We start from the raw sequence: 25,950 nt of genomic DNA, 5'->3' as shown, positions 1-25,950 counted from the left end.
GCCAGTAGCGCCCCCAGCGCCAACAGCAGCGCCGGCCGGGCCAGCGAATGAATAGTTAGCGGTAGCTTCACGGCGCGTTTTTTATTTACAAATTTACCCGTTGCGGCCCCAACCTGCTTTTCGGTAGGGTACAACTTTTTCTGTGAACGACATGGCTGCTGATTTCGTGCTTTCGGTTAATCTGGTTGATATTATGGCCCGCACGGTGGGCCCGGCCGAGCTGCGCGTAGTGAACGGCCGCGTGGCCGCCATTGCGCCCGTGGCGGGGGCCGGCGGCCCCGACCCGGCGCTGCCCTTTGCGCTGCCCGGCTTCGTCGATGCGCACGTACACGTAGAGAGCTCGCTGCTGGTACCCAGCGAATTTGCGCGGCTGGCCCTCACCCACGGCACGGTGGCCACCGTGAGCGACCCCCACGAGATTGGCAACGTGCTGGGCGTGGCCGGCGTGCAGTACATGCTTGATAATGCGGCGGCCGGGCCGTTTAAGTTTTGCTTTGGCGCGCCGAGCTGCGTGCCGGCCACGCCGTTTGAAACGGCGGGCGCGACCATTACGGCGGCCGACATTGAGCAGCTGTTTCAAAATCCCCAAATCGGCTACCTGGCCGAAATGATGAACTGGCCCGGTGTGCTGCACCGCGACCCCGACGTGCTCGAAAAAATTGCGCTGGCCCACCGCTACAATCGCCCCGTAGATGGCCACGCCCCCGGCCTGCAAGGCGACGATGCCGCGCGCTATGCCAGTGCCGGCATCAGCACCGACCACGAGTGCTTCACGGCCGCCGAGGCCCGTGACAAGCTGGCGGCCGGCATGAAAATATTGATTCGGGAGGGCTCGGCGGCGCGCAACTTCGATGCCCTCATCGAGCTGGTGCCCCAGCACTACGAGCAGCTCATGTTCTGCTCCGACGACAAGCACCCCGATACCCTGCTGCTGGGCCACATCAACCAGCTCGTGCAGCGGGCCGTGGCGCTGGGCTACTCAGTGTTCGACGTGCTACAAATGGCCTGCCTCAACCCCATCGCGCACTACAGCCTGCCCGTAGGCCAGCTGCGCGTGGGCGACCCCGCCGATTTTATTCTGGTCGATAATCTTACTGATTTTCAAGTACAAAGCACCTACCTCAACGGCGAGCTGGTGGCCCAAAACGGCCAGTGCCTGCTGCCGACTACAGCCGTGGCGGTGCTCAACAACTTTCACGCCGAGCCCATCGAAGCTACCGCCCTGGCGTTACCCGCCAAAGGCAAAGACGCTGGCACCTACCCGGTCATCGAATGCTTTGACGGCCAGCTCATTACGGCGCGGCGCGATTTGCCCGTGCCCATCGCCGGCGGCCTGCTCCAACCCGACCCGGCGCAGGATATTCTCAAGCTGGTGGTGCTCAACCGCTACACGCCCGGCGCGCCCCCGGCCGTGGCCTTCATCAAAGGCTTTGGCCTGAAAGAGGGCGCGCTGGCCAGCAGCGTGGGCCACGACTCGCACAACATCACGGCCGTGGGTTGCGACGACGCCAGCCTGGCCCGCGCCATCAACCTGGTGGTGGCCGCCCAGGGTGGCCTGGCCGCCGTGGGCCCAGCCGGGGCCGCGCACGTGCTGCCCCTGCCCGTGGCGGGCCTCATGTCGGACCAGCCCGGGCCCGACGTAGCGGCTGCCTACTCGGCCCTCGACCACTTTGCCAAAGCCCAGTTGGGCTCGGGCCTGCAAGCGCCCTTTATGACGCTCTCGTTCATGGCGCTACTGGTTATCCCCAGCCTCAAGCTCAGCGACAAAGGGTTGTTCGACGGTGAGAAGTTTGAGTTTGTGTAGCGGTAAATGGGTAAGTGAGTAACTGAGTAAGGGGGCTACCGTTCAAAAATATCGAACGACAGCCCCCTTACTCAGTTACTCACTTACTCATTTACTCACTGCGAAGCGCTTGGCGAGCAGGCGCTGCATTTTTTCTTCGGTGAGGGGCTTGGTCAGGTATTCTACGTTGGGGTACTGGGCCACGCGGGCCGTGTCGGCACCGTGCATGGAGGTGGTGAGCACGGCCACCACGGTGCGCTCCTGCGCATCGGTGGGCAGCTGGCTGTAGCGCTCTAAAAAATCGAAGCCGCTCATGCCGGGCATCTTCAGGTCCACGAAAATCAGGTCGGGCGTGGGAGCTGCTTCAGCAGAGGTAGCGGGCTCGCCACTCCACAGAAATTTTAGCGCTTCCTCGGCTTTTGAGAACGAGCTGACCTGCTTAGCCACGCCTAAACGGCTTAGCAGCCGGTTGTTCAGGAAGCTGGTCGTTTCGTTGTCCTCTATCAACACGATATGGTTTAGCGCGTCCGTCATATCCGTCATACAGTCAGTAATCGTATTGAGCCAACGAAGATAGCCCGGCCGCGTTATTCCGGCAAGCTCGGCAGTTCGCTTACAGCCAGCCCTGGACCTGCATCCACTCGTCGTTGTAGATTTTGCCAAGGTAACGCGTGCCGTGGTCAGGCAGTACAATAACCATCGTGTCGTCTTCTTGGAGGTGCTCCCGCGCATATTCCAGCGCGCCAAACACGGCTGAGCCGCAACTCCAGCCCACGAATAAGCCTTCCTCCTTGGCGAGGCGGCGCGTCATGAGGGCCGCGTCTTTATCGGTTACCTTAATAAACTGGTCGATAACGCTGAAATCAACGTTTTTGGGCAGAATATCTTCGCCGATGCCTTCGGTTTTGTAAGGATAAATCTCGTTCTCGTCGAAGATACCCGTCTCCTTGTATTTTTTGAATACCGAGCCATAGGTATCCAAGCCCAGCGCAAACACGTTGGGGTTCTGCTCCTTTAGGTACTTGCTGCTGCCGCAGAGGGTACCGCCCGTGCCCACGCCGGCCGCCAAGTGCGTGATTTTGCCGTCGGTGCCCTCCCAGATTTCGGGGCCGGTGGTTTCGTAGTGCGCCGCCGTATTCGAGGGGTTGTCGTACTGGTTGGGGTAGAACGAGTTGGGCGTTTCCTGGCTGAGGCGGCGGGCCACCGAGTAGTAGCTGCGCGGGTCTTCGGGAGCCACATCGACGGGGCACACGACCACCTGGGCACCCACGGCGCGCAGAATATCCTGCTTTTCCTTGCTCTGCTTATCGCTCATCACGAAGATGGTTTGGTAGCCTTTGGCAATGGCGGCCAGGGCCAGGCCCATGCCGGTGTTGCCGCTGGTGCCTTCGATAATGGTACCGCCGGGCTGGATGAGGCCGGCCTTTTCGGCGTCTTCCAGCATGCGCAGGGCCATGCGGTCTTTTACCGAGTTGCCGGGGTTAAAATACTCAACCTTAGCGAGAATGGTACCTTTAATGCCGTCGGTAACTTTGTTGAGCTTCACGAGCGGCGTGTTGCCGAGCGTGTCAATAATGTGGTTGAAATACATGCGTGCCAGTGGGAGGGGATGAAGGGCAAATGGGACTACAAAGGTACGGAGGCCGCCGGGCGGGGGCCGGGGCGTGCGCATTGCGCCCGGCGGACCTACTTTTGCCCCAATTCACTCTCCCCAACAAGTTAGCCGCCCATGAGCGTTCTCGTCAACAAAGATTCCAAGGTCATCGTGCAGGGCTTCACCGGCTCCGAAGGCTCGTTCCACGCGCAGCAAATGATGGATTACGGCACCCAGGTAGTGGGCGGCGTAACGCCCGGCAAGGGTGGCACCGAGCACCTCGGCCGGCCCGTGTTCAACACCGTAGCCGATGCCGTGGCCGCTACCCAGGCCGATACCAGCATCATTTTCGTACCCCCGGCTTTCGCCGCCGACGCGATTCTGGAGGCTGCCCAGGCCGGCATCAAGGTTATCGTAACCATCACGGAAGGCATTCCTACCAAGGACATGATTGCCGTGAACCACTACCTCAAGGACCGCCCCGACATTACGATGGTGGGCCCGAACTGCCCCGGCGTTATCACCGCCGGCGAGTGCAAAGTGGGCATCATGCCCGGCTTTATCTTCACCAAGGGCCGCGTGGGCATCGTGTCGAAGTCGGGCACCCTGACTTATGAGGCCGTTGACCAGCTAACCAAAGCCGGCCTGGGCCAGACCACGGCCATCGGCATCGGCGGCGACCCCATCATCGGCACCACCACCAAGCAGGCGGTGGAGCTCTTGATGAACGACCCCGAGACGGAAGGCATCGTAATGATTGGCGAAATCGGTGGCGGCATGGAAGCCGAAGCCGCCCGCTGGATTAAGGAAACCGGCAACAAGAAGCCCGTCGTCGGCTTCATTGCCGGCCAAACCGCGCCTCCCGGCCGCCGCATGGGCCACGCCGGTGCCATCGTAGGCGGTGCCGATGACACGGCCGCCGCCAAAATGGCCATTATGCGCGAGTGCGGCATCCACGTCGTGGATTCGCCCGCCGAGATTGGCGATACCATGCTGCGCGTACTGGGCGCCAAGTAGCAGGTAGCTGGCTCCGCAGCCAACAAGAAAGCCCTCCCCGCCAAGCTGGCATGGAGGGCTTTCTTGTTGATTTACAGTACTTTAAAGTTTCTTATTTAAGGTCCAGAAAGTAATCAACAAAGTAGCTGGTAGCCGCTTCCTTTTCCTCGGCTTCGTACACTTCCTCAAAGGTGCGCCGGGGCTCTCCTAACTCCTGTCGCATTTGCTGCTCGGTGGCCGCCACCGATTTTTCGTGGAGCCAGTACGGCGTGAGGGGGTGCGCATTATCGGCCAGGTAGAGTGCGCGGTTGCCCCCAAATGCCTGGGCTACCTGCCGCAGGTAGCGGCGCCAGTGGTCGCGCAGCGCCGTAGCATCCGTGCCGTCTGAGTAGCGCAGGTCAAACCACTGCTGGTAACGGTAGGGTGGAGAGAGCGATTCTATGCGGTATTTATCAAACCGCAAGCTCAAGCCACCGGGCCCATCGAATCTAATTGATTTTTGAGGGTTGTCATCCGTATCAAAATCAGGAACTGGCAGGTAGTCAGCAACGGGGTGCCAGCGGGTATTTCTACTCGGTAGCGCTAGCGGCGGCGGCCCGCTGGTAGGCTGCTCCAGTAAGAGCGCCAGTATGCCGCCCGGCTTTTCCAGCTCCAGCGCATCCAGTCGGGGCTGGATGGCGGCCACAATTTCCGCCCAGCTTCTACCCTCAAAGGGCAGGCTGTGGTTGAGAATAGGAATTAAATCGGTACCCATTGCGCCAACTGCCAAGTGAAGCAGCGCCCAAAGATACTGGGCCTCTTTTTCGGACAGGCTGCTCCCGCGCTTTTGGCAATCGAACTATCCTGCCCTCCCAACAGCCGCTTGGGCAATTATCCCAAACCCAACCTGCCGGCGCGAGTCGTTATAACTGGCAGTTAAGTTGTTAACGGTGGCAGAACGCGAGTTGGGCTGCCAGGCCGCCTCGGTACTGAGCAGCAGGTGCGGCATCGGCGACCACGCCGCGACCGCCTCCAGCGAGTTGAAGCCGCGCAGGCCGGCCGTTACTTCTACCTGGCCTGCTTCTACCAGCGGCGTGCTCGGAATGGTGGGCACGTGCGCGGCGCAGCCACCAAGGAGCGCGAGGCTGGCTGTCAGAAAATAGTTTGCATAAATTACTTTTTTTATGCGAATGCCTGGGTATTGCAGTATGTAAACTTAACGCGGGTCCGCCCTGGTTACGCGGCCAAGGCCACGGGGCTTGTTTACTTGCCCAAACTTGGCACTGACCCCAGGTGAATACGCAAGTCGATAAATGATTTCTTATGATGCCAATCAGCTGTTTTTTTAATCAAAAATTCATCATTTTAGCTTGATAATCAATCTTATAGCTAGTAATTCAGTAATTGCGGCGGGACTTTAGCTACCCTGCGCTAGCGTTCTGCTTAGCCAATTTAGCTGGCAAAAAGGCTGGTCACCGGTTCCCCTTTTTCGTATGCGCAGGGCCGCCCCTTAGCTGCGGCCATTCTCCGTTTATGCCCGATTATTCTTGCGACGCCCTCATTATTGGCTCCGGCCAGGCCGGTAACCCCCTGGCCAAAGCCCTGGCCGACGCGGGCCGCACCGTTATCCTGGTCGAAGAAGCCCAGCTCGGCGGCTCTTGCGTCAACTATGGCTGCGTGCCCACCAAAACCATCCTGGCCTCGGCCGAGCGCATGCACCAGATTCGCACGGCCGAAGCATTTGGCATTCGACTAGGTACTGAGGCCCAGGTAGATATGCCCGCCGTAATAGCCCGCAAGGATGCTTTGCTGGCCAAATCGCGCCGCAACCTGGCCCGGTCATTCGACGAAGACCACGCCAACATTACCGTGCTGCGCGGCCACGCCACCTTCACGGGCCCGCACGCGCTGCGGGTGCAGGAAACCCAGGAGCGCGCCAGCACCATCAAAGCCAAGCAGGTGTTTATTAATACCGGCACCCGCCCCTCGGTACCCGACATACCGGGCCTGGCCGAGGCGGGCTTCATGACTACCGACCAGCTGCTTGATATTCAGGAGGTTCCCGAGCACTTGGTTATTATCGGGGGCGGCTACATCGGGCTGGAGTTTGGGCAGATGTTCCGGCGCTTTGGCAGCCGCGTGAGCATCATCGAAACCGGCCCGCAACTGCTGGAGCGCGAAGACGATGACGTGTGCGAATGCCTGCAAAACGCGCTCACCGACGAAGGTGTTGAGCTGCTGCTCAACGCCGAAACCCGGCACGTATCGCGCAATGATGCGGGCCAGCTCACCATCACCCTCCACGTGCCCGAGGGCGAGCGCCGCCTGCATGGTAGCCACCTGCTGGTAGCCACCGGCCGCCAGCCCAACTCCGACAAGCTGAACCTGGAAGCCACCGGCATAGAAGTTAATGAAAAAGGCTTCATCCAGGTAAACAGCAAGTTACAAACCAATGTGAAGCATATTTTTGCCTTGGGCGACGTGCACGGCGGGCCGCAGTTTACGCACATCAGCTACGACGATTTTCGGGTGGTGCGCGACAACCTGCTGCACCGCGGCCGGCGCTCGGCCAAGCAGCGCCCCCTGCCCTACTGCGTATTTACCGACCCCCAGCTCGGCCGCATCGGCCTGAGCGAAACCCAGGCCAAGGAAGACGGCGTGGCCTACCGCGTGTCGAAAATAGCGGTGCGCAAGCTGAGCCGCGCCCAGCACACGAGCCAGGAAACCGGCTTCTGGAAAGTGCTGGTGGGCCCCGACGACCGCATCCTGGGCGCGGCCATTCTCAGCCCCGAAGCCGGCGACGTTATGACCGTTCTGCAAGTGGCCATGGCGGGCCGCCTCCGCTACCAGCAGCTCCAGGACATGGTAATTGCCCACCCCGTATGGGCCGAGGGCCTGAACGTGGTGTGGAAAGAGCTGGAGGCGTAGCTCTTAGAAGCTGTTTAAGTTAGCACATTTTGACAATTCTCCTGATATTGCATAAAAGGATAAATGATTCTTCATTGCGCTTAACTCGCTCGTAACATCTTGCTAATCTGCGGTTATTCGTAACCCAGCCAATGCTGCGCTCTACCACCCAACGCGTGGCATGAACGACGAACTTGCCTGCCCGTCGTACCACTTCCTGGGGCACACGCACCTCCATGCCATACTGCTTGGCCATTTTCTGCACAAACTCGCCCCGAAAACCGCCGTCAATAAAGAGGCGCTTGACCCGCGCAAAGAGCGGATGCTGCCGCAATTCAGCCCACCAGGCTAACGCGCTTTGTCCATCGTGCGCGTTGGCAGCTAACACCCGTACGGCTAGCGTGGCCCCCGACGAGTCGACGAGTACGAAGCGCTTACGGCCTTTGATAAGTTTGCCGCCGTCGAAGCCAATGTGGGCCGTGGCTGTGGCTGAATTTTTGACGCTTTGCGAGTCGAGGATAAGGGTAGTGGGCTGGCCTCTTTTTTTTCAATAGTAGGGTTAATATTCGCTGCATTTGCCCGATAATCAAGCACTAAGCACGCATTGATATTCTCCCAGGTGCCATCCTTGCCCCATTTGGTGAAGTAGTAATGCACCGTGTTCCAGCACGAGAACTCGCCGGGCAAATCCCGCCAGCCGCACCCGTTTTTTAGCACGTACAAAATGCCATTAACCACGTCAAGCAGTGGCCATTTGCTTGTGCGACGCACGACAATCAGCGGTTCAATCAGGGCCCAGTCCCGAGGACGTAAATCAGATGCGTATTGCTTTATTCTCATAAATGACTTGCAACAGGTAGCTTGCTACAAATTTAACTTAAACAGCTTCTTAGACAATAAAAAAGAACGTCATGCTTCCCTGCGGTCGGCATGACGTTCTTTTTTTACTGACTGCTAGTTACTTACCGCCCACCCTCGCCACGCGCACCCCCACGGCCATAATGCCGGGGAGCTGATTTTGGCGCATATACTGCTCTAGGGTCAGCTTGTAGGTACCGGCCCTGGCGAAGTGCTGGCGGGGCAGGGCCAGGAACTGGTGGTCGAAGATGTCGCCTGCGCCCGCGCCGCGGGGCTCGCCGGTTTTGGGGTCCATGAGCACCATTTGGTGCAGCAGGGCGGGGCCGGCGGGGCGGCCATCGGGGCCGGTGAGCGTGTGCTTGAGGTAGAGGTTATAAAACCCGTAGCCCGAGGCATTGCGCACGTTGAAGTACACATCGTAGCGGGCGGCCGTGTCGGTGATGGCAAACGTGAAGTCGGGGCGCTGCTGCACGTCCCACACGTAGGCATCGCCGGAGGGCGATTTCAGGTCCACGTTATCCTCATACACGCGGTTGGGGTCGCAGGCGCTGAGGCTGGCGGCCCCGGCCAGCGGCAGCAGCGCCTGCCAAAAGCGGCGCGCTAGCAGCCGGGTAAAAGCTAAAAAATCGGGCATGGGCTAGGAGGCGCTGGGCGGAGTAGTGGGAGCCGAATTGCCTTCGCTGCCCCGGCGGCCACTGCCGCCGCGCCGGCCGCGGTTGCGGCCGGTGGTGCCATCGGGCCGGGGCTGGTCGTTGCCCTCGCGGGGCGGGCGGGGCACGGCGTCGCCGGCCGCGGGGTCGTTGCGGCGCGGGCGGGGCTCCTGGGCGGAGCCGTCGCCGGTGTTGCGGGGCGCACTACCCTCGCCGGACTCGCGGCCGCGGCCGCTGCGGCGGTTGAGGGGGCGGGCGGCGGCCCCGCGGCGGCCGCGCTGTTCGGGCTGGCCTTCGGTAGGCGGCGTGGCGGGGCTGGGGGCGTTGGCCTCGGGGCGCGGGTTGGTAGGCGGGGTTTCGGGGGCCGGGCCGGCGGGGCTGGGCGGGCGGACGGTGGCTTCGGAGCCTGGGCCAGCCTGGCGCGGGGGGCGGCCACTTTCAGCACCCTGCCCGGCGGGGCGCTCGATGCGCTCGCGGCGGCGGGGCTCGCGGGGTTCGCGCAGCTCCTGCACATCGGCGCTGGGGCTGGCCGAGCCCACCAGGGTGCCCTCGGGGCGGTCTTTGCGCTTGCGCTTGCTGCGCTTGCTGCCACCTTTTATCTGGTCGTCGAGGCGGTCGAGGTCGCCTTCCATGAGGGTCGAAACGGCGGGCGCTATTTCCTCTTCCTGGCGGGGGGCCAGCAGGGCATCGGGCTTTTCACCCTTCTTGTTCATTTCCAGCACTTCGCGCACGCGCTCGGCGCTCAGCATCACCCAGTTATTATCGCCTTTGAAGGCAAACCACATGCGCTTGCGGAAAATATCCGTCTTTTGCAGAAATGCCTCACCACCAGCCACTTGCAAGGGACGCTGCACCTGCGGAATATCCTTAAGGGCGTCGAGGTAGGCGTCGAGCTCGTAGTTGAGGCAGCACTTGAGGCGGCCGCACTGGCCGGCCAGCTTCTGGGGGTTGAGGCTCAAATTCTGGTAGCGGGCGGCGGTGGTGCTCACGGCCTTAAAGTCGGTGAGCCAGGTAGAGCAGCACAGCTCGCGGCCGCACACGCCGATGCCGCCGATGCGGCCGGCTTCCTGGCGCAGCGAAATCTGGCGCATCTCCACGCGCACCCGAAACTCGTCGGCCAGCCGCCGAATGAGCTCCCGAAAATCGACCCGGTCTTCGGCCGAGTAGTAGAAGAGCGCCCGCGTGCGGTCGGCCTGGTACTCGACATCGGAGAGCTTCATTTTGAGGCGCAGCTCATCGACCACGGCGCGGGCCCGGAACATGGTGCCGTTTTCGAGGTCGCGCACAGCCTGCCAACGCTCCTCGTCGTCGGGGGTGGCCACGCGCAGAATGGGCCGGATGTCGCGCGAGTCGGTGGGCACCTTCTTTTTGCGCATTTGCAGGCGCACCAGCTCGCCCTTGAGCGATACGTGGCCCAGGTGCCAGCCCGAGCCGGCGGCCTCCACTACCACGGCATCGCCCGTCACGAGGGGCAGGCGCTGGTCATTGCGGAAAAACTCTTTACGGCCGCCCTTGAAGCGAATTTCTACGCAGTCGAACCCGCGAAAATCGCTGGGCATATCGACGTCGGCCAGCCAGTCGAAAACATTGAGCCGGGTGCAGCCGCCCGAGGAGCAGCCACCCTTGGAGCCGCAGCCGCCCACCTTACTGGTAGAGCAGCCGCCGCCGGATGAACAAGAAGTACAAGCCATGAGGCTGAAAGCTATATAAATGAGGCAGCCACACAAAAGGGCCGCACGAAAGGGGAATCTAACAAAGATAGCCGATTAGGCAAGCCGAAGGGTAGCGGGCCCTAAAGCGCCCGGCGGACCCCTTCAGCCCACTAAATAACGCGGGGCCAGCGCCCGCCTACGCTACCCATCCCCACCGTGCGGGTAGCCCCAACCTATTCCCGCAAAAGAGAAATCGCCCCTGGCACGTGCTGCGACAATGCGAGCAGCCCCAGCCCGGTGGCTAGCGAGTAATACGCATGGCTAGTCGGCCACTACCCCGTAAATAATCACATTTAACCTTACAAAAATATTAAAGCAACATGGTTACACAAACGTGTAACATTTAGGCATTTACAATACTACCAATTGTTAGTTAGAAAATCCTCTACACATTTGGGCACAAGTTTCACACTCTCTTCACCCTTTTCCAAACCAAACCAATGTACAAGTTTTCTTCCCTTTTGACCCTAGGGGCCATTGCCACTATCTCGTTGGCTGGTTGCCAGAAATCGCAGGATTCGGCTACGCAGCCTGTTACCGTTTCGCAGAAAGTGAACGCTCAGGTAAAGGCATTGGGCTTCGGCACCAGCGACCTAAAAGCAGTGGAGGGTGGCTACGTGGTGGAGGGCGACATTTTCCTCTCGCCCGAAGTGCTGGCCAACGGTACCAACCCTTCTATGCTACGGGTAGGTGCTGATGAGCAATACCGCACCACCAACCTGGTAAACCGCCTGCCGCGCACGCTCACGGTGAGCATTTCGAGCCAGTTTACCTCAACCTACGTAACGGCTATCGACGAGGCTATTCGCCGCTATAATGCGGCCGGCCTGCAACTGCGCTTTATGCGCATTTCGACGACCGGGGCCGACCTGCCCGTGAGTTACTCTTCCGACCTAGGGCCCGGCGTACTTGGCCGATCAGGCGGCTTCCCAACCAACGGCAACCCCGCTCCCGGCTTCACACTGGTACCGAATGTAATTGGTAATCAGAACTCTAACGCCATTGCTACCATCATGGCCCACGAGATGGGTCACTGCATTGGCTTTCGCCACACCGACTACTTCAACCGGGCTTACAGCTGCGGCAGTGGCACCCTCAACCCCAACGAAGGCGCCAGCGATATTGGAGCTATCCGCATCCCCGGCACCCCTTCGGCCGCCGACCCCAACTCCTGGATGCTGGCCTGCGTGGGCAACAACGTGAACCGCCCCTTTAACGCCAACGACCTCACGGCTCTCAACTACCTTTACTAGGCTCGTAAGGCTTAGTTAACGAGCAAAAAGCCCCGGTCTGCTAGTCAGGCCGGGGCTTTTTACTCGTTGTATTAGTAATTGATTATCAGATATTTGTCATTGCAACGCGCTGCCTTTGGGCAAGTACCGCCGGGGTTACAGCACAGACATTGTAGTGCCCGCTAGTACTCCGCTTTCGCCGCGTACCATTAGTCAACCAACACTATGCGGCGGGTGCGGGCGGGGCCGCCCCCGGTGGTGGGGGTAGCGCGCAGCAGGTACACGCCCGACCGCAAGCCGGTTGTGCTCACCAGGTTGAGCGCCCCCTGGACCTGCGCCGTGCGCACGTGGCGGCCCAGGGCATCGTAGAGGTCCACTTGCAGGGCGGCACCTGGCTCGCCGGCCACCTGCAAGTCCTGCCCCACCACCACGGGCACCGGAAACACCAGCAGCTCGCCCCGGCGCACCAGCTGCACGGCCACCACCTCGCTATAAAAGGTGCGCCCGGCCGCATCCTGGCCCTGAATGCGGTACTGGTTGAGGCCGGTGGTAGCCGTGAGGTCGGTAAACAAGGTAGTGAGCTGGGTAACGGGGCTCAGGGCTTGAATAGCCTGAAAGCCTTCTGGGCCAAGGCGTTGCAATTGCACGGCCTGCAAGCGGTAGAGCGTGCCGAGCGACAATACCAAGCGCACGGTATCGGCGATGGGCTGCCGGGCCAGCAGCGACCGCACGTAGCAGCTCACGCCGGCCTCGGCCAGGTTAGCAGTAGCGCCGCGCTCGGCCAGCTTGCCGCCTAGCACGGGGGCCACGGCAAAATAGGACCCGGCCTGGCGGGTAGCCTCTATGCGCAGCAGCGTATCGGCCACTACTTGAAATGGCTCGGGGGCCGTAACGCCCAGCCGGTACACCTGGTACTGCGTGGCCCCCGGCGTAGCGGGCCAGGTTAGCAGCGTTTCGTCAGGGCACACGTAGCCTACGCGCACCGGCAGCGGCTGGGCCAGCGCAAACGTATCGGACACAAAAGCTTGGTTATCAACCACCAGCCGCACCTGCGCCAGCGTGGTCGTGTCGGGCGCTACCCAGCTATACATGCGCTGCGCCGGATTGGCGGCGGCCGCAATGGTGCGCCAGGCCGCCCGGCCGATGGGCCGGTACTCAAGGCGGGCGGTGGTGGCCGCGCCGGCGTAGCGCCAGCGCAGCAACGTGGCCTGGCCCGGCCGCACGTTGCGCAATGCATTGGGCGCCAGCCACTCAAACCCCGGAGCCACCACCTCATAAGCCAGGCTGAACGCCTGCGGGCCGCTAGGCACCGCCGTGCCGCGCACCCGCAACTGGTAGGTGCCGGCGGCGGGCAGGCTGATGGTCACCTGCTCCACGTTGTTGAGGTGGTCGGCGCGGCGGCGGGCGGGCTGCGCCAGCGAATCGAGGTTGGGAAAAGCGCTTAGTACCCAAGGCAGCCAGCGGGTGCCGCCGGGCCCCAGCACTTCCAGGTCGAGGTCGTTGACGAGCGCTTGCGGGGCATTGGCGGCGGCTTCGGGGTCGGTCCAGGCGAGGGTTACTTTTAGCTGCCGGGTGCCGGTGGGCACGGGCAGACTCACGATTTGCACCGCGCCCTGGGCCACGGAGCCGTTGCGAAAGCGGCTTTCCAGCACGGTGCGCACCGCGCCCAGGGCATTGAGCTGACCGAAGCCGCTTACAAAATCGACTTCGGGCCGGCCCACATCGTCGGCGCTAGTAAGAAGAGCGGCTTTTACCAGCGCGGCGGGCGGCAATGCGCCGCCCTGGCTGTTGCGGTAGGCCTGCTGCACCAGCAGCGCCGCCCCCGAGCCCAGCGCCGCGGCATCGGACGAGCCGGCGTCGCCGTAGGCCACCAGCTCGGGCTTCACCCGGCCATCGTAGGCCGGCCCGCGTGAGCTGAGGGCCGCCACCTGGCCCAGCGCATCGGTAGCGCCCACGGCCAGCGAGTTTTTCGACATCTTGAACTGGCCGGTGAGGTTAGCCACGTTTGCCAGGCCCTGGTAGGGGCCGCTGGTACTGGCCGAGGTGCCGGCATTGCCCGACGAAAACACGTGCAGCAGGTAGGGCAGCTGCCGCGTTTGCTGGTCGTAGCCCTGGGCTTCGAGCCCGTAATAGTTCTCAATACCAGTACCGTACGAGTGGTTTTGCACGCTCACACCCAGCCGGATGAGGTCGGCGTTAGGGTCGGGCAGCAGGTTGGCGTAGGAGGACGAGGCAATGCCCGCCTGACGCGCCGCGCCCTCCCCGGCCGGCCCCGAGCTGCCGCCGCCCGCGATGAGCGTGGCCATAATACTGGCGTGCACCGACTCGATAGCCGTACCGGCCGGCGTATTCAGGAGCCGCCCCCGCAAGTCGAGGTCGGCCGCGTCGAGCGGGTTTTCCTTGATGCTCACGGCCAGGCCCTGGCCCGTGAGCGCGGGGTAGCGGCGCTGCACCGCGCGCAGGCCGTTGGCCGCGAGGTCGGCCCCGCTAAGCAGGCGCTCATCGTGGGCGGGGCGGTTGGGCACGTCCACAAACTCTACGAAGGGCGAAGTAGCTAATACAGCTAACTGCTTATCTGATAGATTTTTAACTACAAATACGTTTGCATCACCTGCTGAGGCAACCACTTGAGCAACTGGCACTTGCTGGCCAGCCCACTGCCGAAATGCCACCGCGTTGCGCACCCGTAGGCGCACGGCTTGGCGGCCGGCCCCGCGCCGCAACTCCTCCCCTACCCCAGGGGCCAGCTTAGCGGCTGCCGTTTGTGCCCGCGATGGCGCGCTAGCTGCTAGTGTTAACTCAATCAGTAGCAATAGCTTAGCCAACACAGTCCCTTCGTAATTTTTTGGCATTTATTCCGTACTTTTTACCTGACTCTGTTTTATGCACAACTTTAGTCAGCAAGGTAAGTCGCCGCTAAAAAAGCCCGGCTGCTCGCCCCTTTTCAAGAGCGGCAACCGGGCTTTTAACTAGATGGCAGGGCCGTTTATTCGCCGGGGCGCAGCACTACTTTCAGGCAGTTGTCCTTTTTATGACGAAAAATATCGTAGCCGTGGGCAGCCTGGCTCAACGGCAAGCGGTGCGAAATGATGTCATCCAACACTACTTCGCCCTTGATAATGTGCTGCAACAGCTTATCGATGTGCTTGTGGGCCGGGGCCTGGCCGCCCACCAGCTTGATACCTTTATCAAAAAACTGCCCCACCGGGAAGTTGTCGTTGGTGGTGGCGTACACGCCCAACACCGACACCACGCCGCCGCGACGCACGGCGCTCATACAGGTTTCGATGACTTTAGGCGAGCCTTTTTCGAGGTTAATCACGGCCTTGGCACGGTCGAGCAGGTTGCGGTCGGGCTCGAAGCCCACGCAATCGACGCACACGTCGGCCCCGCGGCCCTCGCTCATGTCGCGGATTTGCTCTACCACCTGGTCGTGGCTTTCCCACAGGATGGTTTCGCAACGGGTTGTTTCCTTGGCTTTGTCGAGACGATATTTCTGGGTATCGATGATGACCACGCGGGCCGCGCCGCGCAGCCAAGCACTCTTAGCGGCCATAATGCCCACCGGGCCAGCCCCAAAAATGGCGATAAACTCGCCGCCCTTCACCTCGGCCCAATCGATGCCCGAGTAGCCGGTTGGGAAGATATCGGTCAGGAACAATACCTGGTCATCAGTCAGAAAATCAGGCACTTTACGCGGCCCAAAGTCAGCATACGGCACGCGCACAAACTCGGCCTGGCCGCCGTCGTAGCCGCCGTAGAGGTCGGTGTAGCCGAAGAGCGCGCCGCCCTTTTGGGTCAGCAGGCCGCCCTCGGGGCCGTAGTGGTCGGGATTGGAGTTTTCGCAGTGGCCGGGTAGCTCGTGGTTGCAGAAAAAGCAGGTGCCGCAGGCCACCGGGAAGGGCACCACCACGCGGTCGCCGCGCTTGAGGTTGCCCACGCCGCGGCCTACTTCCTCCACAATGCCCATAAACTCGTGCCCCAGCACCATGGGTGCCGTCGGCAGCGAACCGTTGTAGATGTGCAAATCGGAGCCGCAAATGGCCGTGCTCGTAACGCGGATAATGGCGTCGCGCGAGTCCTTCAGGATGGGGTCGTCAACGGTGTCTACGCTAACATTGCGGGGGCCGTGAAACATCAGTGCTTTCATGGGTCAGGAGGAAAAGGGATGGAAGAATCTGTCTTTTCTAACGGTCGCCCCGGCGGCTGGTTGCCGCTTAGCTGAGCTTTCTTTAATAGCGCAACTTTGTTACACTTAATAAGTTGAGCTCCATAGCTATCCCTTTTACCTGCACAGCTTTAGGAGCTCATCTGTTCAGTACCAAGCGTTCAACTCCTCATTAAAGCTGATAAATACTCACGCCTTTGGTGGTAATAAAATACGCCCGCTGGTCGTCGAGCAGCACTTGACGCACGGTGGTTGCATCGAGGCCGGCCGGTAGGGGCCGTGTGCGCTCGGTGAGGTCATAGAGGTGAAAAAAGTGCAGTTGCCCGCCGCTGACATAAGCTAACTCATCGCCCCGGAACGTGATGAAATCCAGGCCGGTAAAAGGCAGCTTTTTGCGATAATTGCCCAGGTTATCAAACACGAAAATGCCGCTGGTATGGTCCACCAGGTACAGGTTATTCTGGTATTGGCGCAGGAAGCGGAAGTCAGGCCGGCTGCGACCAATAATGAGGTCGAGCGGCGTGCTTTGCACCACGCGCAGGGCCTGGGGGTCAAACTCGCGCAGCGTAAGCGCGCTTTCGTCGAGCAGCCATAGCAGGCCGTCGGGGGCCAGCGTAGCGGTGCGCACCGTTCCATCAATGTAGTCGGCCAGCCTGATTTCGCTCAGCGGAGCCAGAAAGCGGTCGAGCAACAGCACCTGCTGCCGGTCGTCGTAAAAAACGAGCAGGCTGTTCTGGTTCCAGGCTTCAACCACGGCTACGTGGCCGGGTTGGGTGGGCGAGTAGGTGTTGAGCGGCTGGCCGTCGCGGGCCAGTTGGCGCAGGTTATTATCCTGGTCGGCCAAGTAGAGCACGCCGCGCCGGTCAAGCGACGCCGCGCCGGCACCGGGCAGCGTCAGGGTTTTAACGAGCGCCCAAGTGCCAGCGGCCGGCGCGGGCGCGTTGGGATTTTCGGCCTTGCCCATTGGGGCAGCTTCTACGGGGGCTACGCGGGCGGCGGGGGCCACCGAGGCGGCGCTGGGCACAGCTTGCGCTTGGGCGTAGACTGAGTGAAGAATTAAAAATGATACATTAAAAATTAAAAGTGACCACGACCAACTGCGGCCATGGTCACTTTTAATTTTTAGTGTATCATTTTTAATTGCTACTTCATCCCTTGAACTCCCGCAGAACCAGCTCATTACCGTCATACACGCCATATGTGCAATAATTGACCCACTCGCCCAGGTTGATGTAGCGGCTGCCCGGGGCCACGGCCACATCGAGCGGCAAGTGGCGGTGGCCAAATACGTAATAATCATGGTGTTGTCGCTTTTCCAGCTCGCGGCAGTACTGAAGCAGCCACTCGTCTTCGCCAAAGTACGTGGCATCAGCCGCGCCGTTTTGGAGGCGCGAATGGCGGCTCCAGCGGCTGGCCAGGCCAATGCCCAGGTTGGGGTGCAGCCGCGCAAACAGCCACTGCGTTACGGGCGAGTTGAACATGGGCCGTAGCACATGCTTGTAGGCAAAGTCGCCCGGCCCCAGGCCATCACCGTGCCCAATATTAAAATATTGATTACCAATGCGTTGTGAAACCGGGTCGCGCAGTACCGGAATCCCCATTTCCTGGGTAAAGTAACCAAACATCCACATGTCGTGGTTGCCGGTAAAGAGCGTAATGGGCAGGCCAGCATCGGTCAGCTCGGCCAGCTTACCCTGTAAGCGGCTGAAACCCCGGGGGATAGCGTGCTTATATTCAAACCAAAAGTCGAACACATCACCCAGCAGGTAAATGGCGGCCGCATCCTTGGCTACCTCGTCGAGCCAGCGCACAATGCGGCGCTCGCGCTCGCGGGAGGTGGCGGCATCGGGCGCGCCCAGGTGAAAATCGGAGGCAAAATACACGCGCTGGCCGGGGGCCAGCGCCTGCGGGGGCAATTCAGGCAAAATCTTCGGCGTCATCTTCCAGTAAAAATAAGCTGAGCCGGCGCGGGCCGTGGGCACCCAGCACGAGGGTCTTTTCGATATCGGCGGTGCGGCTTGGGCCGGTGGTGAGCGAGAGCATGGAAGGCAGCTGCGCGCCGTAGCGCGCTTGCACCACGCGCAGCGCATCACCGATTTCGGCTACCACCTGGCTGGGCCGGGCCAGCACCAGGTGCTGGTCGGGGTAGATGCTGAGCCGCCGCCCGCTGGCCGTGGCCGGCGCTACTACGATGCTGCCCGTGCGGGCCACCAGTGCTTCGCAACTGGTGAGGCCGACCGCCGCCTGCGTGCGAAAGTCGGCTTCGGTAGGCTGAAAGGGCACTTGCGCGGCCGTAAGCAGCGCCTGCATGGCTGGCTCCCACACGTAGCACTGCTGGCCGACGGGCAGGCGTTCGGCTAGCCAGGCGCGCAACTCGGTACCCAACTGGGCCGGGTCTTCGGCGTAAAAAAACTCCCCGCCTACGCGCCGGAAGCTTTCGGCAAACGTCACGGCCAGGTCGGTGGTCGGCAGGGCCGGGTGCACTGGCGCAGCCCAATCGGGCACCGGCGGCAGCAGGGCCGGGCCAGTGGCCAGCGCCGTGCGAATACGCGCCAGCAGGATATCGCGGGAGGAAGACATGGGTCAAAGGTAATAGCCACAAAAAAGGCCAGCCTTGCGGCTGGCCTTTTAGCGGTGGCGTTACCCTGGGTAGGGCGAGCGACACGCAGTATTTAGACGGTTTCGGGCTGGCCGGGGAGGTGCATCTCGGGGAGGTCGCCCCCCAGCGGCAGGCCGGAGTGCTCGCTTTTTACTTCGCTGGCGGTTTCGGAACGGTCAGTACCAGCCATGTGGGCCTGGTAGTTGGTCTGGCCGCCGAAGGGGCGCTTGCCTACTAAGCGCTCCAGGTCGTCTTGCAGCAGTACCTCCTTCTCCAACAGCTCCTTAGCAATTACCTCCAACTCGTGGCGGCGCTCGGTCAACAGCTCTTTAGTGCGGATATACGCTTGCTCGATGATAGTGCGAACTTCCTCGTCAATCAGTTGCGCGGTGGCTTCCGAGTAGGGCTTCGAAAAGCCGTATTCGTTCTGACCCTTAGAGTCGTAGAACGAGACGTTGCCGAGCTTGCTGTTCATGCCGTACATCGTTACGATGGAATAGGCCATCTTGGTAATGCGCTCCAAATCGCTCAGCGCGCCGGTCGATATTTTACCAAACACCAACTCTTCGGCAGCACGGCCACCCAGGGCCATGCACATCTCATCTATCAGCTGCTCAGTATTGTACAAAAACTGCTCCTTGGGCAAGTACTGGGCGTAGCCAAGGGCGGCCACGCCGCGCGGCACGATACTCACCTTCACTAAAGGGTCGCAGTGCTCTAGGAACCAGCCAGTGATGGCGTGACCGGCTTCGTGGTAGGCCACGATACGCTTTTCACCGGGGCTGATGATTTTGTTCTTCTTCTCCAAGCCCCCGATTACGCGGTCGATGGCATCGGTGAAGTCCTGGTTAGTGATGAACTTCTTGTCGCGGCGAGCCGCGATGAGGGCCGCCTCGTTGCAGACGTTGGCGATTTCGGCACCGGCAAAACCAGGAGTTTGGGCCGATAGCTTGCGGGCATCCACATCGGGGCCAAGGGTCAGGGGCTTCAAGTGCACCGCGAAAATCTCGGTGCGGCCGTTGATATCGGGCTTGTCAATGCTAATCTGACGGTCAAAACGACCGGGACGCAACAAGGCCGAGTCCAGAGTATCGGGGCGGTTGGTAGCGGCCAGGATTATAACCCCCGAGTCGGTACCGAAGCCATCCATCTCCACTAGCAGCGAGTTGAGCGTGTTCTCGCGCTCGTCATTGCCACCGGGCATCGAGCCCTTGCTGCGCGAACGGCCCACGGCATCAATCTCGTCAATAAAGATGATGCAGGGCGCCTTGGCTTTGGCTTGCTTGAACAAGTCACGTACCCGAGCGGCACCCACGCCCACAAACATCTCTACAAAGTCGGAGCCCGACAGCGAGAAGAACGGCACGTCGGCTTCGCCAGCTACTGCCTTAGCCAGCAAGGTCTTACCAGTGCCAGGAGGGCCTACCAATAGGGCGCCTTTGGGGATTTTACCACCCAGAATGGTGAACTTACTAGGGTTCTTGAGGAACTCCACAATTTCCTGCACTTCCTCTTTGGCTTCTTCGAGGCCGGCAACGTCCTTGAAGGTGATTTTTACTTTATCACCGCCTTCAAAAAGGGCGGCGCGGCTCTTGCCGATGTTAAAAATCTGCCCACCAGGGCCGCCCGCGCTGCTCATGCGGCGCATGAGGAACACAAACAGCACAATGCTGAGGATAATGAGGCCGTAGCTGCTGATAATATCAAACAAGCCCACGCGGTCTACCGGCTCCAGTTGCAGCCGCTGCTCGCGGGGCACCTGGGCTTGTAGCTTTTCAAGCTGCTCCTGGAAGTACTTGGCATCCACGATAGGGAAGGTGTACTGCGCACCCCGGTCAGCAAATGGACCGCGGTGGACCATCAGGTCTTTTTGGTACTCAGACTTTTGCAGGGCAGCCGGCGTAAGGCCAATTTCCACGCTCTGCTTGTTCACCAGGAACACATCTCGCACGTCGCCAGCGGCCAGCATTTGCTCGAACTTTTGCTGGTTGATTTTGATAGCGGCATTCTGGTTACTGAACCAGAACATGCCGACGATTAGGACCAGGAGCCCCGCCATCACCCACAACTGCACTCCCGGCCGGGGCGTGGGATTGGGCAGTGTCGGCTTGCGGCGTTTGGTGGGCGTCGTATCAGACATAAAAATGGATTATTTTTAATGAACTCTAGAGCAACCGCGCCGGGCTGGCGTTGTTGGTAACCTAACCCGGTAGACGCAGCCGACGGCCCAATACTTTAGCGCTGAACCACGTCGGCAGTGTCTTCAATGTGCGTAATTTCGGCGTCGCCCCACAGCTCTTCGAGCGCGTAGAACTTGCGGCGGTCACGCAGAAAAACGTGCACTACCACGTCTACGTAATCCAACAAAACCCACTCCCGATTGGTGCGGCCTTCACTCTGCCAAGGGGCCTGGCCAGTTACTTTTTCCACTTCCTCTTCCACCGAGCGGGCCAGCGCGTCGAGCTGGGTGTCGGAGGAAGCCGAGCAGATGATGAAATAATCGGCCACGGCATTTTTCAACTCTTTCAAATTGAGAACTACAATGTCCATTCCTTTGCGGTCTTGGAGACCGCGTACGGCTACTTCTGCCAATGTGTCCGAATCCTGTCGAACCAAGGTGCTCTTCATAGAGTAAGTTTGCGTTGTTTATCTAGCTAATGTACGACTGCTAACCCCCGTGGTCATCAGCCCCACTACCTTATTTACTGGCCAGCAGCTATTATGGCTGCCTGCCTGCCCTTCTACTAACTCGGAAGCGCAACAACTGTTGCGCGAAAACCGGGCCAGCGAAGGCTGCACCGTCATAACGGACGACCAAACGGCCGGCCGCGGCCAACGTGGCAACCAGTGGCAGGCCGCGCCGGGCGAAAACCTAACGCTCTCCGTCATCTGGCTACCCACTTTTCTGGACGCCGGCCAGCAGTTTTTGCTGAGCCAGGCCGTGGCCTTGGGCGTGTACGACTGGGCCAAAACGCTCCTCCAGCCCTCACCGCAGCTGCGGCTGAAATGGCCCAACGACCTATACTTCGGCACCCAGAAATTTGGGGGAATTCTCATTGAAAACAGCCTGAGCGGCGCAAAAATTCAGTCCAGCGTGGTGGGCATTGGGCTCAACGTGAACCAGCGGCACTTTGCCATGCCCACGGCCACCTCGCTGGGCGTGCTCACGGGCCGCTATTTCCAGCGCGAGGTGCTGGCCGCCCGCCTGCTCGAATGCCTGGAGCGGCGCTACCTACAACTGCGTGCCGGCCAGGTAGGCGAGTTGCGCCGCGCCTACCTGGCCGCCCTCTACCGCTACCAGGAGTGGCACGAGTATGAGGTGGCTGGCCGCCGCGTGCGGGGCCAAATTGTGGGGGTGGAGCCCGACGGCCGCCTAGCCGTGGAAATTGGCGGAACGGTGCAACGCTTTGGTTTGCAAGAAATTAAGCATGTATAAGTAGCATAAACTTCCCAGCTTCGCGCGCGCGCGCTACGAGATATCGTCGTTCGCACGGCGTGGTCCTGCCTGCTCGCGGCGCGCGCCCGAACTGGGAAGTTCGCGCTACATTCGCCGTATGCGCCGCCTGCTTTTTCGTATTGTGCTGGCGCTGGCTGCGCTGTTGGGGCTGGCCTTTGGGGCCGACTGGCTTTTTCCGCTACCGCCCGCGCCGCAGTATTCGCCGCTGGTGCTGGCCACCGATGGCACCGTGCTACACGCCTACCTCAACCCCACCCAAAAGTGGCGGATGAAAACGGAGCTGCCCGAGATTACGCCGGCCTTGCAAACGGCCATTATTGAGAAGGAGGACCGCTATTTTCGCTACCACCTGGGTATCAATCCCTTGGCAATGGTGCAGGCGGCGGGGCGCAACCTATTTGGGCACGGGCGCACCACCGGGGCCAGCACCATTACCATGCAGGTGGCTCGGCTGCTAGAGCCCAAGGAGCGCACCCTGGGCAACAAGCTGCGCGAAATGCTGCGCGCCCTGCAGCTGGAGGCGCACTACAGCAAGGCCGAGATTTTGCAGCTCTATCTCAACCTGGTGCCCTACGGCGGCAATATTGAGGGCGTGAAGTCGGCGGCGCTGCTGTACTTTCAGCAGCCGCCCGATTATCTATCACTGGCCCAAACGGTTACGCTGGCCATTATTCCCAACCGGCCGGGCGGGCTGGTGCTGGGCCGCCACAACGCCGAGATTACGCGTGAGCGCAACCGCTGGCTGCACTACTTCGGGCGCGAAAAGCTGTTTCCAGCCCAGGATATTGCCGATGCGCTGCTAGAGCCCCTGGTGGCCCAGCGCCACCCGGCCCCTACCCTTGCCCCGCACCTGGCGCGGCGGCTGGTGCTGGCGCAGCCCGGCACGGCGCTCATTCACAGCAGCTTGCGGCCCGCCACCCAGGCCAAGGCCGAGGACCTGGCCCGCAACTACGTGCGCCGGCTGGCCACGCTGGGCATTTCGCAGGCTGCGGTGCTGGTGGTGAACAACCGCACGCACGCCGTGGAGGCCTACGTGGGCTCGGTCGATTTTCAGGATGCCGGCGCGCTGGGGCAGGTCGATGGCGTGCGGGCCGTGCGCTCGCCGGGCAGCACGCTCAAGCCGTTGCTTTATGGCCTGGCGTTCGACCGCGGCTTGGTTACGCCCAAAACCGTGCTGCCCGATGTGCCGACCAACTTCCAGGGTTTCCGGCCCGAGAATTTCGACAAGCACTGCCAGGGCGAAGTGACGATGGAGCGGGCGCTGACCTACTCGCTCAATATTCCGGCCGTGCGGGTTCTGTCGGAAGTCGGGGTCGATAAGTTTACGAACACGCTGCGGCAGGCCGATTTTCGGCAGGTGGCGCGCGATGCGCCCCGGCTGGGCCTAAGCACCATTTTGGGCGGCTGCGGCGCTACGCTGGAAGAGCTGACGGGCCTGTACTCGGCGCTGGCCAATGGGGGGCGGTGGCAGGAGTTGGAATTAAAAACCAAACAGGATAAAGTAGAAATTGCTGCTGACGCAACGGAATTGGGTAAGAAACCAACTGGAGCGACGCAGCCAAAAAATCCATTTTTAATTTTTAATTCTAAATTTTTAATTAGCGAAGCCGCCGCCTATCTGCTTACCGACATTCTGGCGCAGCGCACGCGGCCCGACCTGCCGCTCGATGCGGCCGCCAGCCGCCACCTGCCGCGCATTGCCTGGAAAACTGGCACCAGCTACGGCCGCCGCGATGCCTGGAGCATCGGCTACAACCAGCAGTATACCATCGGGGTGTGGGTGGGCAATTTTAACGGCCAGGGCAGCCCTGCCCTCACGGGGGCCGATGTGGCCTCGCCCCTGCTGTTCAATTTATTTAACGCGCTGGCCTACAATGGCAAGAGTGAGTGGTTTACGCCGCCCGCCAGCCTCGACTTTCGGCTGGTGTGCGCCGAAACCGGCCTGGTGCCCGGCGAAAACTGCCCCAACCAGCTGCTCGATTATTACCTGCCCGGCGCATCGGGCAGCCAGCGCTGCCAGCACCTGCGCGAGGTACTGCTCTCGGCCGATGGCCAGTATAGCTACTGCCGGGCCTGCGCGCCGACCAGCGGCTACCGGCGCGAATTATTCCCCAACCTGCGGCCCGAGGTGCTGGCGTTTCGGGAGGTGCATGGCCTGCCGGCGCGCCGCCTGCCTCCCCACAACCCCGCCTGCCGCTTGGTGCGCGGCGCCGATGCGGCGGGTGCAGTTGGCCCCGATGCCGCGCCGCTGCTGGCCATCACCTCGCCCGCTGCCCACGCCGAATACGTGCTCAGCGCCACCGAAAAGCAACAATTGCTGCTCAGCTGCGCGGCAGCCAGCGAGGTGCGCCAGGTATATTGGTACGTGAACGACCAGTTTCTGCAAGCCGCGCCGGCTACCGGGCGCGTGTTTTTCCGGCCGCCGCCGGGCGAGGTCAAGATATCGTGCGCCGACGACCACGGCCGCACCGTGGAAGTGCGCGTGCTGGTCAGGGAGTTATAACCGCCTGCTGGCCACCTGCGTACGTGCAGGGTAAGCTTTAGCTTGCTGCTAATGGGGCTACCTGCTTTATAGTTGTCTGATAAATAGCCTTTTATACACCCTGACGCCGGCAAGCTAAAGCTTACCCTACGCGCGTTGCATACTCCACTTCCTTTATTCCCCACTTCCGTGAAACGTACCAGTTGGCTATTTCTCATCCCGGCGCTGCTCTTTGGCCTGCTGCCCGGCTACCGTGCCCAGGCCCAAACCGAGCCCCAGCCCCGCAAAGGCTGGAGCCCCCAGGCTAAAAACGCCGCTATCGGTGGGGCAGCCGGCATTTTGGGTGGCGTTCTCATCAATGGGCGCAACCGCAAAGTGGGCGCCCTGATTGGCGGCCTGGCCGGCGCCGGTGCGGGTTACGCTATTGGCAAGCACACCGATAACAAGCAGAAAGCCGCCGCCGCCGCGGCTGCCCAGGCCGCCGCCGCCCGCGAGCAAGCCGCCGCCGATGCCCAGGCCGCCGCCTCTGAGCGTGCCGCTGCCGCTAGCGAGCGCACTGCCGCCCGGGCATCTGCAACGGAGCGCGCCGCCGCTAGTAAGCGCACCGCCGCGGCCCGGGCATCGGCGCAGGCGGCGGCTAGCCGGGCTACTGCCGCCCGCACCGCCGCCGCGCAGGCCGCCGCCAACCGCGCCGCCGCCGAGCGCCGCCTCGCCGCCGAGCAGCGGGCCGAGGCCAGCCAGGCCAAAGGAATCGCGCCCGCCGTGGCCGACCTGGCCGTAGCCAGCGGCTACTTCCCCAATCCGGGCTTTGAGCAAGCGGGCGCGCCCTACCCGGCCTCGGCAGTGCTTCGCAAAAGCTGGTAGGCTAATACATTGATTATAAAGTTTTTGCAATACTAAGGATTGACCTCGTTTTTGCGGGGTTTTGCGCAGTCTCTTGCGCTCTTCTTCAAAATTCCCCATGAAATACTACTTGCTTTCCTGCTGCGTAGCGGCCCTGCTGACTTCTTGCTCCGGCAACGACCAAAAATCGGCCGCCAACGCGGCCGACCCTGCCAACGCCAACGCCACTACTGCCGGCGGCGCCAGCGCCAGCGCCAGCGTTACGGACCTCGACCAGCAGTTTGTGAGCGCCTGGAACAACAAAGATGCGAGCAAGATAACTGCCATGCTGGCCGACGATGTGCAGTTTTTGCAGGGCGAAACCCGCTTCAGCGGCAAGGATGAGGTAACCAACAAATGGATTACGCCCACCATCAACACCATTGCCAACCTTAAAACCAACGGCGTCAGCACGGGGTCCAATGCCGACATGGCCTACGAGGCCGGCACCTTCTCAGTGGATGTGCTGCCTACGGCTACTGAGAAAGCAACCGGCCTGGGCACCGGCAACTACGTGTTTATCTGGAAGAAAGCCAGCGACGGCAGCTGGAAAATCAGCCTGGCTCACTTGGAAGACCTGCCCGTGCAGGAGAAAAAATAGCCACCCCCACGGCGTAAACGAAAGGCCCGGCGATTGCTCGCCGGGCCTTT

21 protein-coding genes and 2 pseudogenes are annotated in these 25,950 nt (G+C 61.3%); 8 read left to right on the top strand and 15 right to left on the bottom strand.

The features are described 5' to 3' along the window. Window positions 1-151: 151 nt before the first annotated feature. On the top strand, window positions 152-1,804 hold the full coding sequence (gene ade / locus QMK33_RS17120; protein WP_283565836.1) for an adenine deaminase: 1,653 nt from the start codon (window positions 152-154) through the stop codon (window positions 1,802-1,804). An 87-nt stretch (window positions 1,805-1,891) separates the two neighbouring features. On the opposite strand, the gene QMK33_RS17115 is transcribed toward ade, so the two are convergent. Both QMK33_RS17115 and QMK33_RS17110 read right to left on the bottom strand, forming a co-directional pair. Then, the gene (locus tag QMK33_RS17115) at window positions 1,892-2,317 is read right to left on the bottom strand and encodes a response regulator (protein WP_283565835.1); all 426 of its coding nucleotides are present in this window, start codon (window positions 2,315-2,317) and stop codon (window positions 1,892-1,894) included. Window positions 2,318-2,399: 82 nt separating this feature from the next. Next, a pseudogene (locus QMK33_RS17110) lies at window positions 2,400-3,374 on the bottom strand (PLP-dependent cysteine synthase family protein); the annotation flags it as partial. 138 nt (window positions 3,375-3,512) lie between these two features. On the opposite strand from QMK33_RS17110, the gene sucD reads away from it, so the two are divergent. Then, window positions 3,513-4,394, top strand: a complete 882-nt coding sequence (gene sucD / locus QMK33_RS17105) for a succinate--CoA ligase subunit alpha (protein ID WP_283565834.1) — start codon at window positions 3,513-3,515, stop codon at window positions 4,392-4,394. 91 nt (window positions 4,395-4,485) lie between these two features. Here the strand turns inward: sucD and QMK33_RS17100 are convergent, their stop codons facing one another. Further along, window positions 4,486-5,127: a hypothetical protein gene (locus QMK33_RS17100; protein ID WP_283565833.1), complete on the bottom strand. Its 642-nt coding sequence runs from the start codon at window positions 5,125-5,127 to the stop codon at window positions 4,486-4,488. Window positions 5,128-5,211: 84 nt separating this feature from the next. Then, on the bottom strand, window positions 5,212-5,466 hold the full coding sequence (locus tag QMK33_RS17095; protein WP_283565832.1) for a hypothetical protein: 255 nt from the start codon (window positions 5,464-5,466) through the stop codon (window positions 5,212-5,214). A gap of 419 nt (window positions 5,467-5,885) precedes the next feature. On the opposite strand from QMK33_RS17095, the gene QMK33_RS17090 reads away from it, so the two are divergent. After that, window positions 5,886-7,280 (top strand): mercuric reductase, encoded by a 1,395-nt coding sequence (locus tag QMK33_RS17090; protein WP_283565831.1) that lies wholly within the window; start codon window positions 5,886-5,888, stop codon window positions 7,278-7,280. A gap of 19 nt (window positions 7,281-7,299) precedes the next feature. On the opposite strand, the gene QMK33_RS23645 is transcribed toward QMK33_RS17090, so the two are convergent. From QMK33_RS23645 to QMK33_RS17075, 4 genes and pseudogenes are all read right to left on the bottom strand, one after another. Further along, window positions 7,300-7,779, bottom strand: coding sequence for a transposase (locus QMK33_RS23645; RefSeq protein ID WP_502867075.1), 480 nt, complete (start codon window positions 7,777-7,779; stop codon window positions 7,300-7,302). A 98-nt stretch (window positions 7,780-7,877) separates the two neighbouring features. Continuing rightward, window positions 7,878-8,099 (bottom strand): annotated as a pseudogene (locus tag QMK33_RS23640) (transposase); the annotation flags it as partial. A 118-nt stretch (window positions 8,100-8,217) separates the two neighbouring features. Beyond that, window positions 8,218-8,751 (bottom strand): gliding motility lipoprotein GldH, encoded by a 534-nt coding sequence (locus QMK33_RS17080; protein ID WP_283565829.1) that lies wholly within the window; start codon window positions 8,749-8,751, stop codon window positions 8,218-8,220. 3 nt (window positions 8,752-8,754) lie between these two features. Then, entirely contained in the window at window positions 8,755-10,458 is a 1,704-nt protein-coding gene (locus QMK33_RS17075; RefSeq protein WP_283565828.1) for a PSP1 domain-containing protein, read from the bottom strand. A gap of 461 nt (window positions 10,459-10,919) precedes the next feature. Here QMK33_RS17075 and QMK33_RS17070 point away from each other — a divergent pair, with 461 nt between their 5' ends. Further along, window positions 10,920-11,732, top strand: a complete 813-nt coding sequence (locus QMK33_RS17070) for a M57 family metalloprotease (RefSeq protein ID WP_283565827.1) — start codon at window positions 10,920-10,922, stop codon at window positions 11,730-11,732. Window positions 11,733-11,920: 188 nt separating this feature from the next. On the opposite strand, the gene QMK33_RS17065 is transcribed toward QMK33_RS17070, so the two are convergent. From QMK33_RS17065 to rsfS, 7 genes are all read right to left on the bottom strand, one after another. Continuing rightward, the gene (locus QMK33_RS17065) at window positions 11,921-14,536 is read right to left on the bottom strand and encodes a S8 family peptidase (RefSeq protein WP_283565826.1); all 2,616 of its coding nucleotides are present in this window, start codon (window positions 14,534-14,536) and stop codon (window positions 11,921-11,923) included. A gap of 161 nt (window positions 14,537-14,697) precedes the next feature. Next, entirely contained in the window at window positions 14,698-15,861 is a 1,164-nt protein-coding gene (locus QMK33_RS17060) for a zinc-dependent alcohol dehydrogenase (protein ID WP_283565825.1), read from the bottom strand. A gap of 190 nt (window positions 15,862-16,051) precedes the next feature. Further along, window positions 16,052-16,903, bottom strand: coding sequence for a hypothetical protein (locus QMK33_RS17055; RefSeq protein WP_283565824.1), 852 nt, complete (start codon window positions 16,901-16,903; stop codon window positions 16,052-16,054). Between the two features lie 124 nt (window positions 16,904-17,027). Then, entirely contained in the window at window positions 17,028-17,819 is a 792-nt protein-coding gene (locus QMK33_RS17050; protein ID WP_283565823.1) for a UDP-2,3-diacylglucosamine diphosphatase, read from the bottom strand. Further along, entirely contained in the window at window positions 17,797-18,459 is a 663-nt protein-coding gene (locus QMK33_RS17045) for a LutC/YkgG family protein (protein WP_283565822.1), read from the bottom strand. The genes QMK33_RS17050 and QMK33_RS17045 overlap by 23 nt, the downstream gene beginning before the upstream one ends. Before the next feature lie 92 nt (window positions 18,460-18,551). Then, window positions 18,552-20,618, bottom strand: a complete 2,067-nt coding sequence (gene ftsH, locus QMK33_RS17040) for an ATP-dependent zinc metalloprotease FtsH (protein WP_283565821.1) — start codon at window positions 20,616-20,618, stop codon at window positions 18,552-18,554. A 95-nt stretch (window positions 20,619-20,713) separates the two neighbouring features. Next, entirely contained in the window at window positions 20,714-21,106 is a 393-nt protein-coding gene (rsfS, locus tag QMK33_RS17035) for a ribosome silencing factor (RefSeq protein ID WP_283565820.1), read from the bottom strand. Window positions 21,107-21,155: 49 nt separating this feature from the next. Between rsfS and QMK33_RS17030 the strand changes: the two genes are divergently transcribed. From QMK33_RS17030 to QMK33_RS17015, 4 genes are all read left to right on the top strand, one after another. Then, the gene (locus QMK33_RS17030) at window positions 21,156-21,914 is read left to right on the top strand and encodes a biotin--[acetyl-CoA-carboxylase] ligase (protein ID WP_349361772.1); all 759 of its coding nucleotides are present in this window, start codon (window positions 21,156-21,158) and stop codon (window positions 21,912-21,914) included. Between the two features lie 118 nt (window positions 21,915-22,032). Further along, complete coding sequence (gene pbpC / locus QMK33_RS17025) at window positions 22,033-24,438, top strand: penicillin-binding protein 1C (RefSeq protein ID WP_283565819.1); 2,406 nt, start codon at window positions 22,033-22,035, stop codon at window positions 24,436-24,438. Between the two features lie 168 nt (window positions 24,439-24,606). Then, entirely contained in the window at window positions 24,607-25,281 is a 675-nt protein-coding gene (locus QMK33_RS17020) for a glycine zipper domain-containing protein (protein WP_283565818.1), read from the top strand. 97 nt (window positions 25,282-25,378) lie between these two features. After that, a complete protein-coding gene (locus QMK33_RS17015; RefSeq protein ID WP_283565817.1) occupies window positions 25,379-25,900 on the top strand; it encodes a YybH family protein in 522 nt (173 codons plus the stop codon). The last annotated feature ends 50 nt before the right edge of the window (window positions 25,901-25,950 follow it).

The sequence above is a fragment of the Hymenobacter sp. H14-R3 genome, assembly GCF_030063445.1.
Classification (GTDB): Bacteria; Bacteroidota; Bacteroidia; order Cytophagales; family Hymenobacteraceae; genus Hymenobacter.
This window is presented reverse-complemented; position numbering and strand designations above follow the sequence as displayed.

Coding starts and splice junctions, on each gene's coding strand:
- QMK33_RS17060 (WP_283565825.1), bottom strand. CDS start 15,861: ATGAAAGCACTGATGTTTCACGGCCCCCGCAATGTTAGCGTAGACACC.
- QMK33_RS17100 (WP_283565833.1), bottom strand. CDS start 5,127: ATGGGTACCGATTTAATTCCTATTCTCAACCACAGCCTGCCCTTTGAG.
- rsfS (WP_283565820.1), bottom strand. CDS start 21,106: ATGAAGAGCACCTTGGTTCGACAGGATTCGGACACATTGGCAGAAGTA.
- pbpC (WP_283565819.1), top strand. CDS start 22,033: ATGCGCCGCCTGCTTTTTCGTATTGTGCTGGCGCTGGCTGCGCTGTTG.
- QMK33_RS17115 (WP_283565835.1), bottom strand. CDS start 2,317: ATGACGGACGCGCTAAACCATATCGTGTTGATAGAGGACAACGAAACG.
- QMK33_RS17075 (WP_283565828.1), bottom strand. CDS start 10,458: ATGGCTTGTACTTCTTGTTCATCCGGCGGCGGCTGCTCTACCAGTAAG.
- QMK33_RS17070 (WP_283565827.1), top strand. CDS start 10,920: ATGTACAAGTTTTCTTCCCTTTTGACCCTAGGGGCCATTGCCACTATC.
- QMK33_RS17050 (WP_283565823.1), bottom strand. CDS start 17,819: ATGACGCCGAAGATTTTGCCTGAATTGCCCCCGCAGGCGCTGGCCCCC.
- QMK33_RS17080 (WP_283565829.1), bottom strand. CDS start 8,751: ATGCCCGATTTTTTAGCTTTTACCCGGCTGCTAGCGCGCCGCTTTTGG.
- ftsH (WP_283565821.1), bottom strand. CDS start 20,618: ATGTCTGATACGACGCCCACCAAACGCCGCAAGCCGACACTGCCCAAT.
- ade (WP_283565836.1), top strand. CDS start 152: ATGGCTGCTGATTTCGTGCTTTCGGTTAATCTGGTTGATATTATGGCC.
- QMK33_RS17090 (WP_283565831.1), top strand. CDS start 5,886: ATGCCCGATTATTCTTGCGACGCCCTCATTATTGGCTCCGGCCAGGCC.
- QMK33_RS17015 (WP_283565817.1), top strand. CDS start 25,379: ATGAAATACTACTTGCTTTCCTGCTGCGTAGCGGCCCTGCTGACTTCT.
- QMK33_RS17045 (WP_283565822.1), bottom strand. CDS start 18,459: ATGTCTTCCTCCCGCGATATCCTGCTGGCGCGTATTCGCACGGCGCTG.
- sucD (WP_283565834.1), top strand. CDS start 3,513: ATGAGCGTTCTCGTCAACAAAGATTCCAAGGTCATCGTGCAGGGCTTC.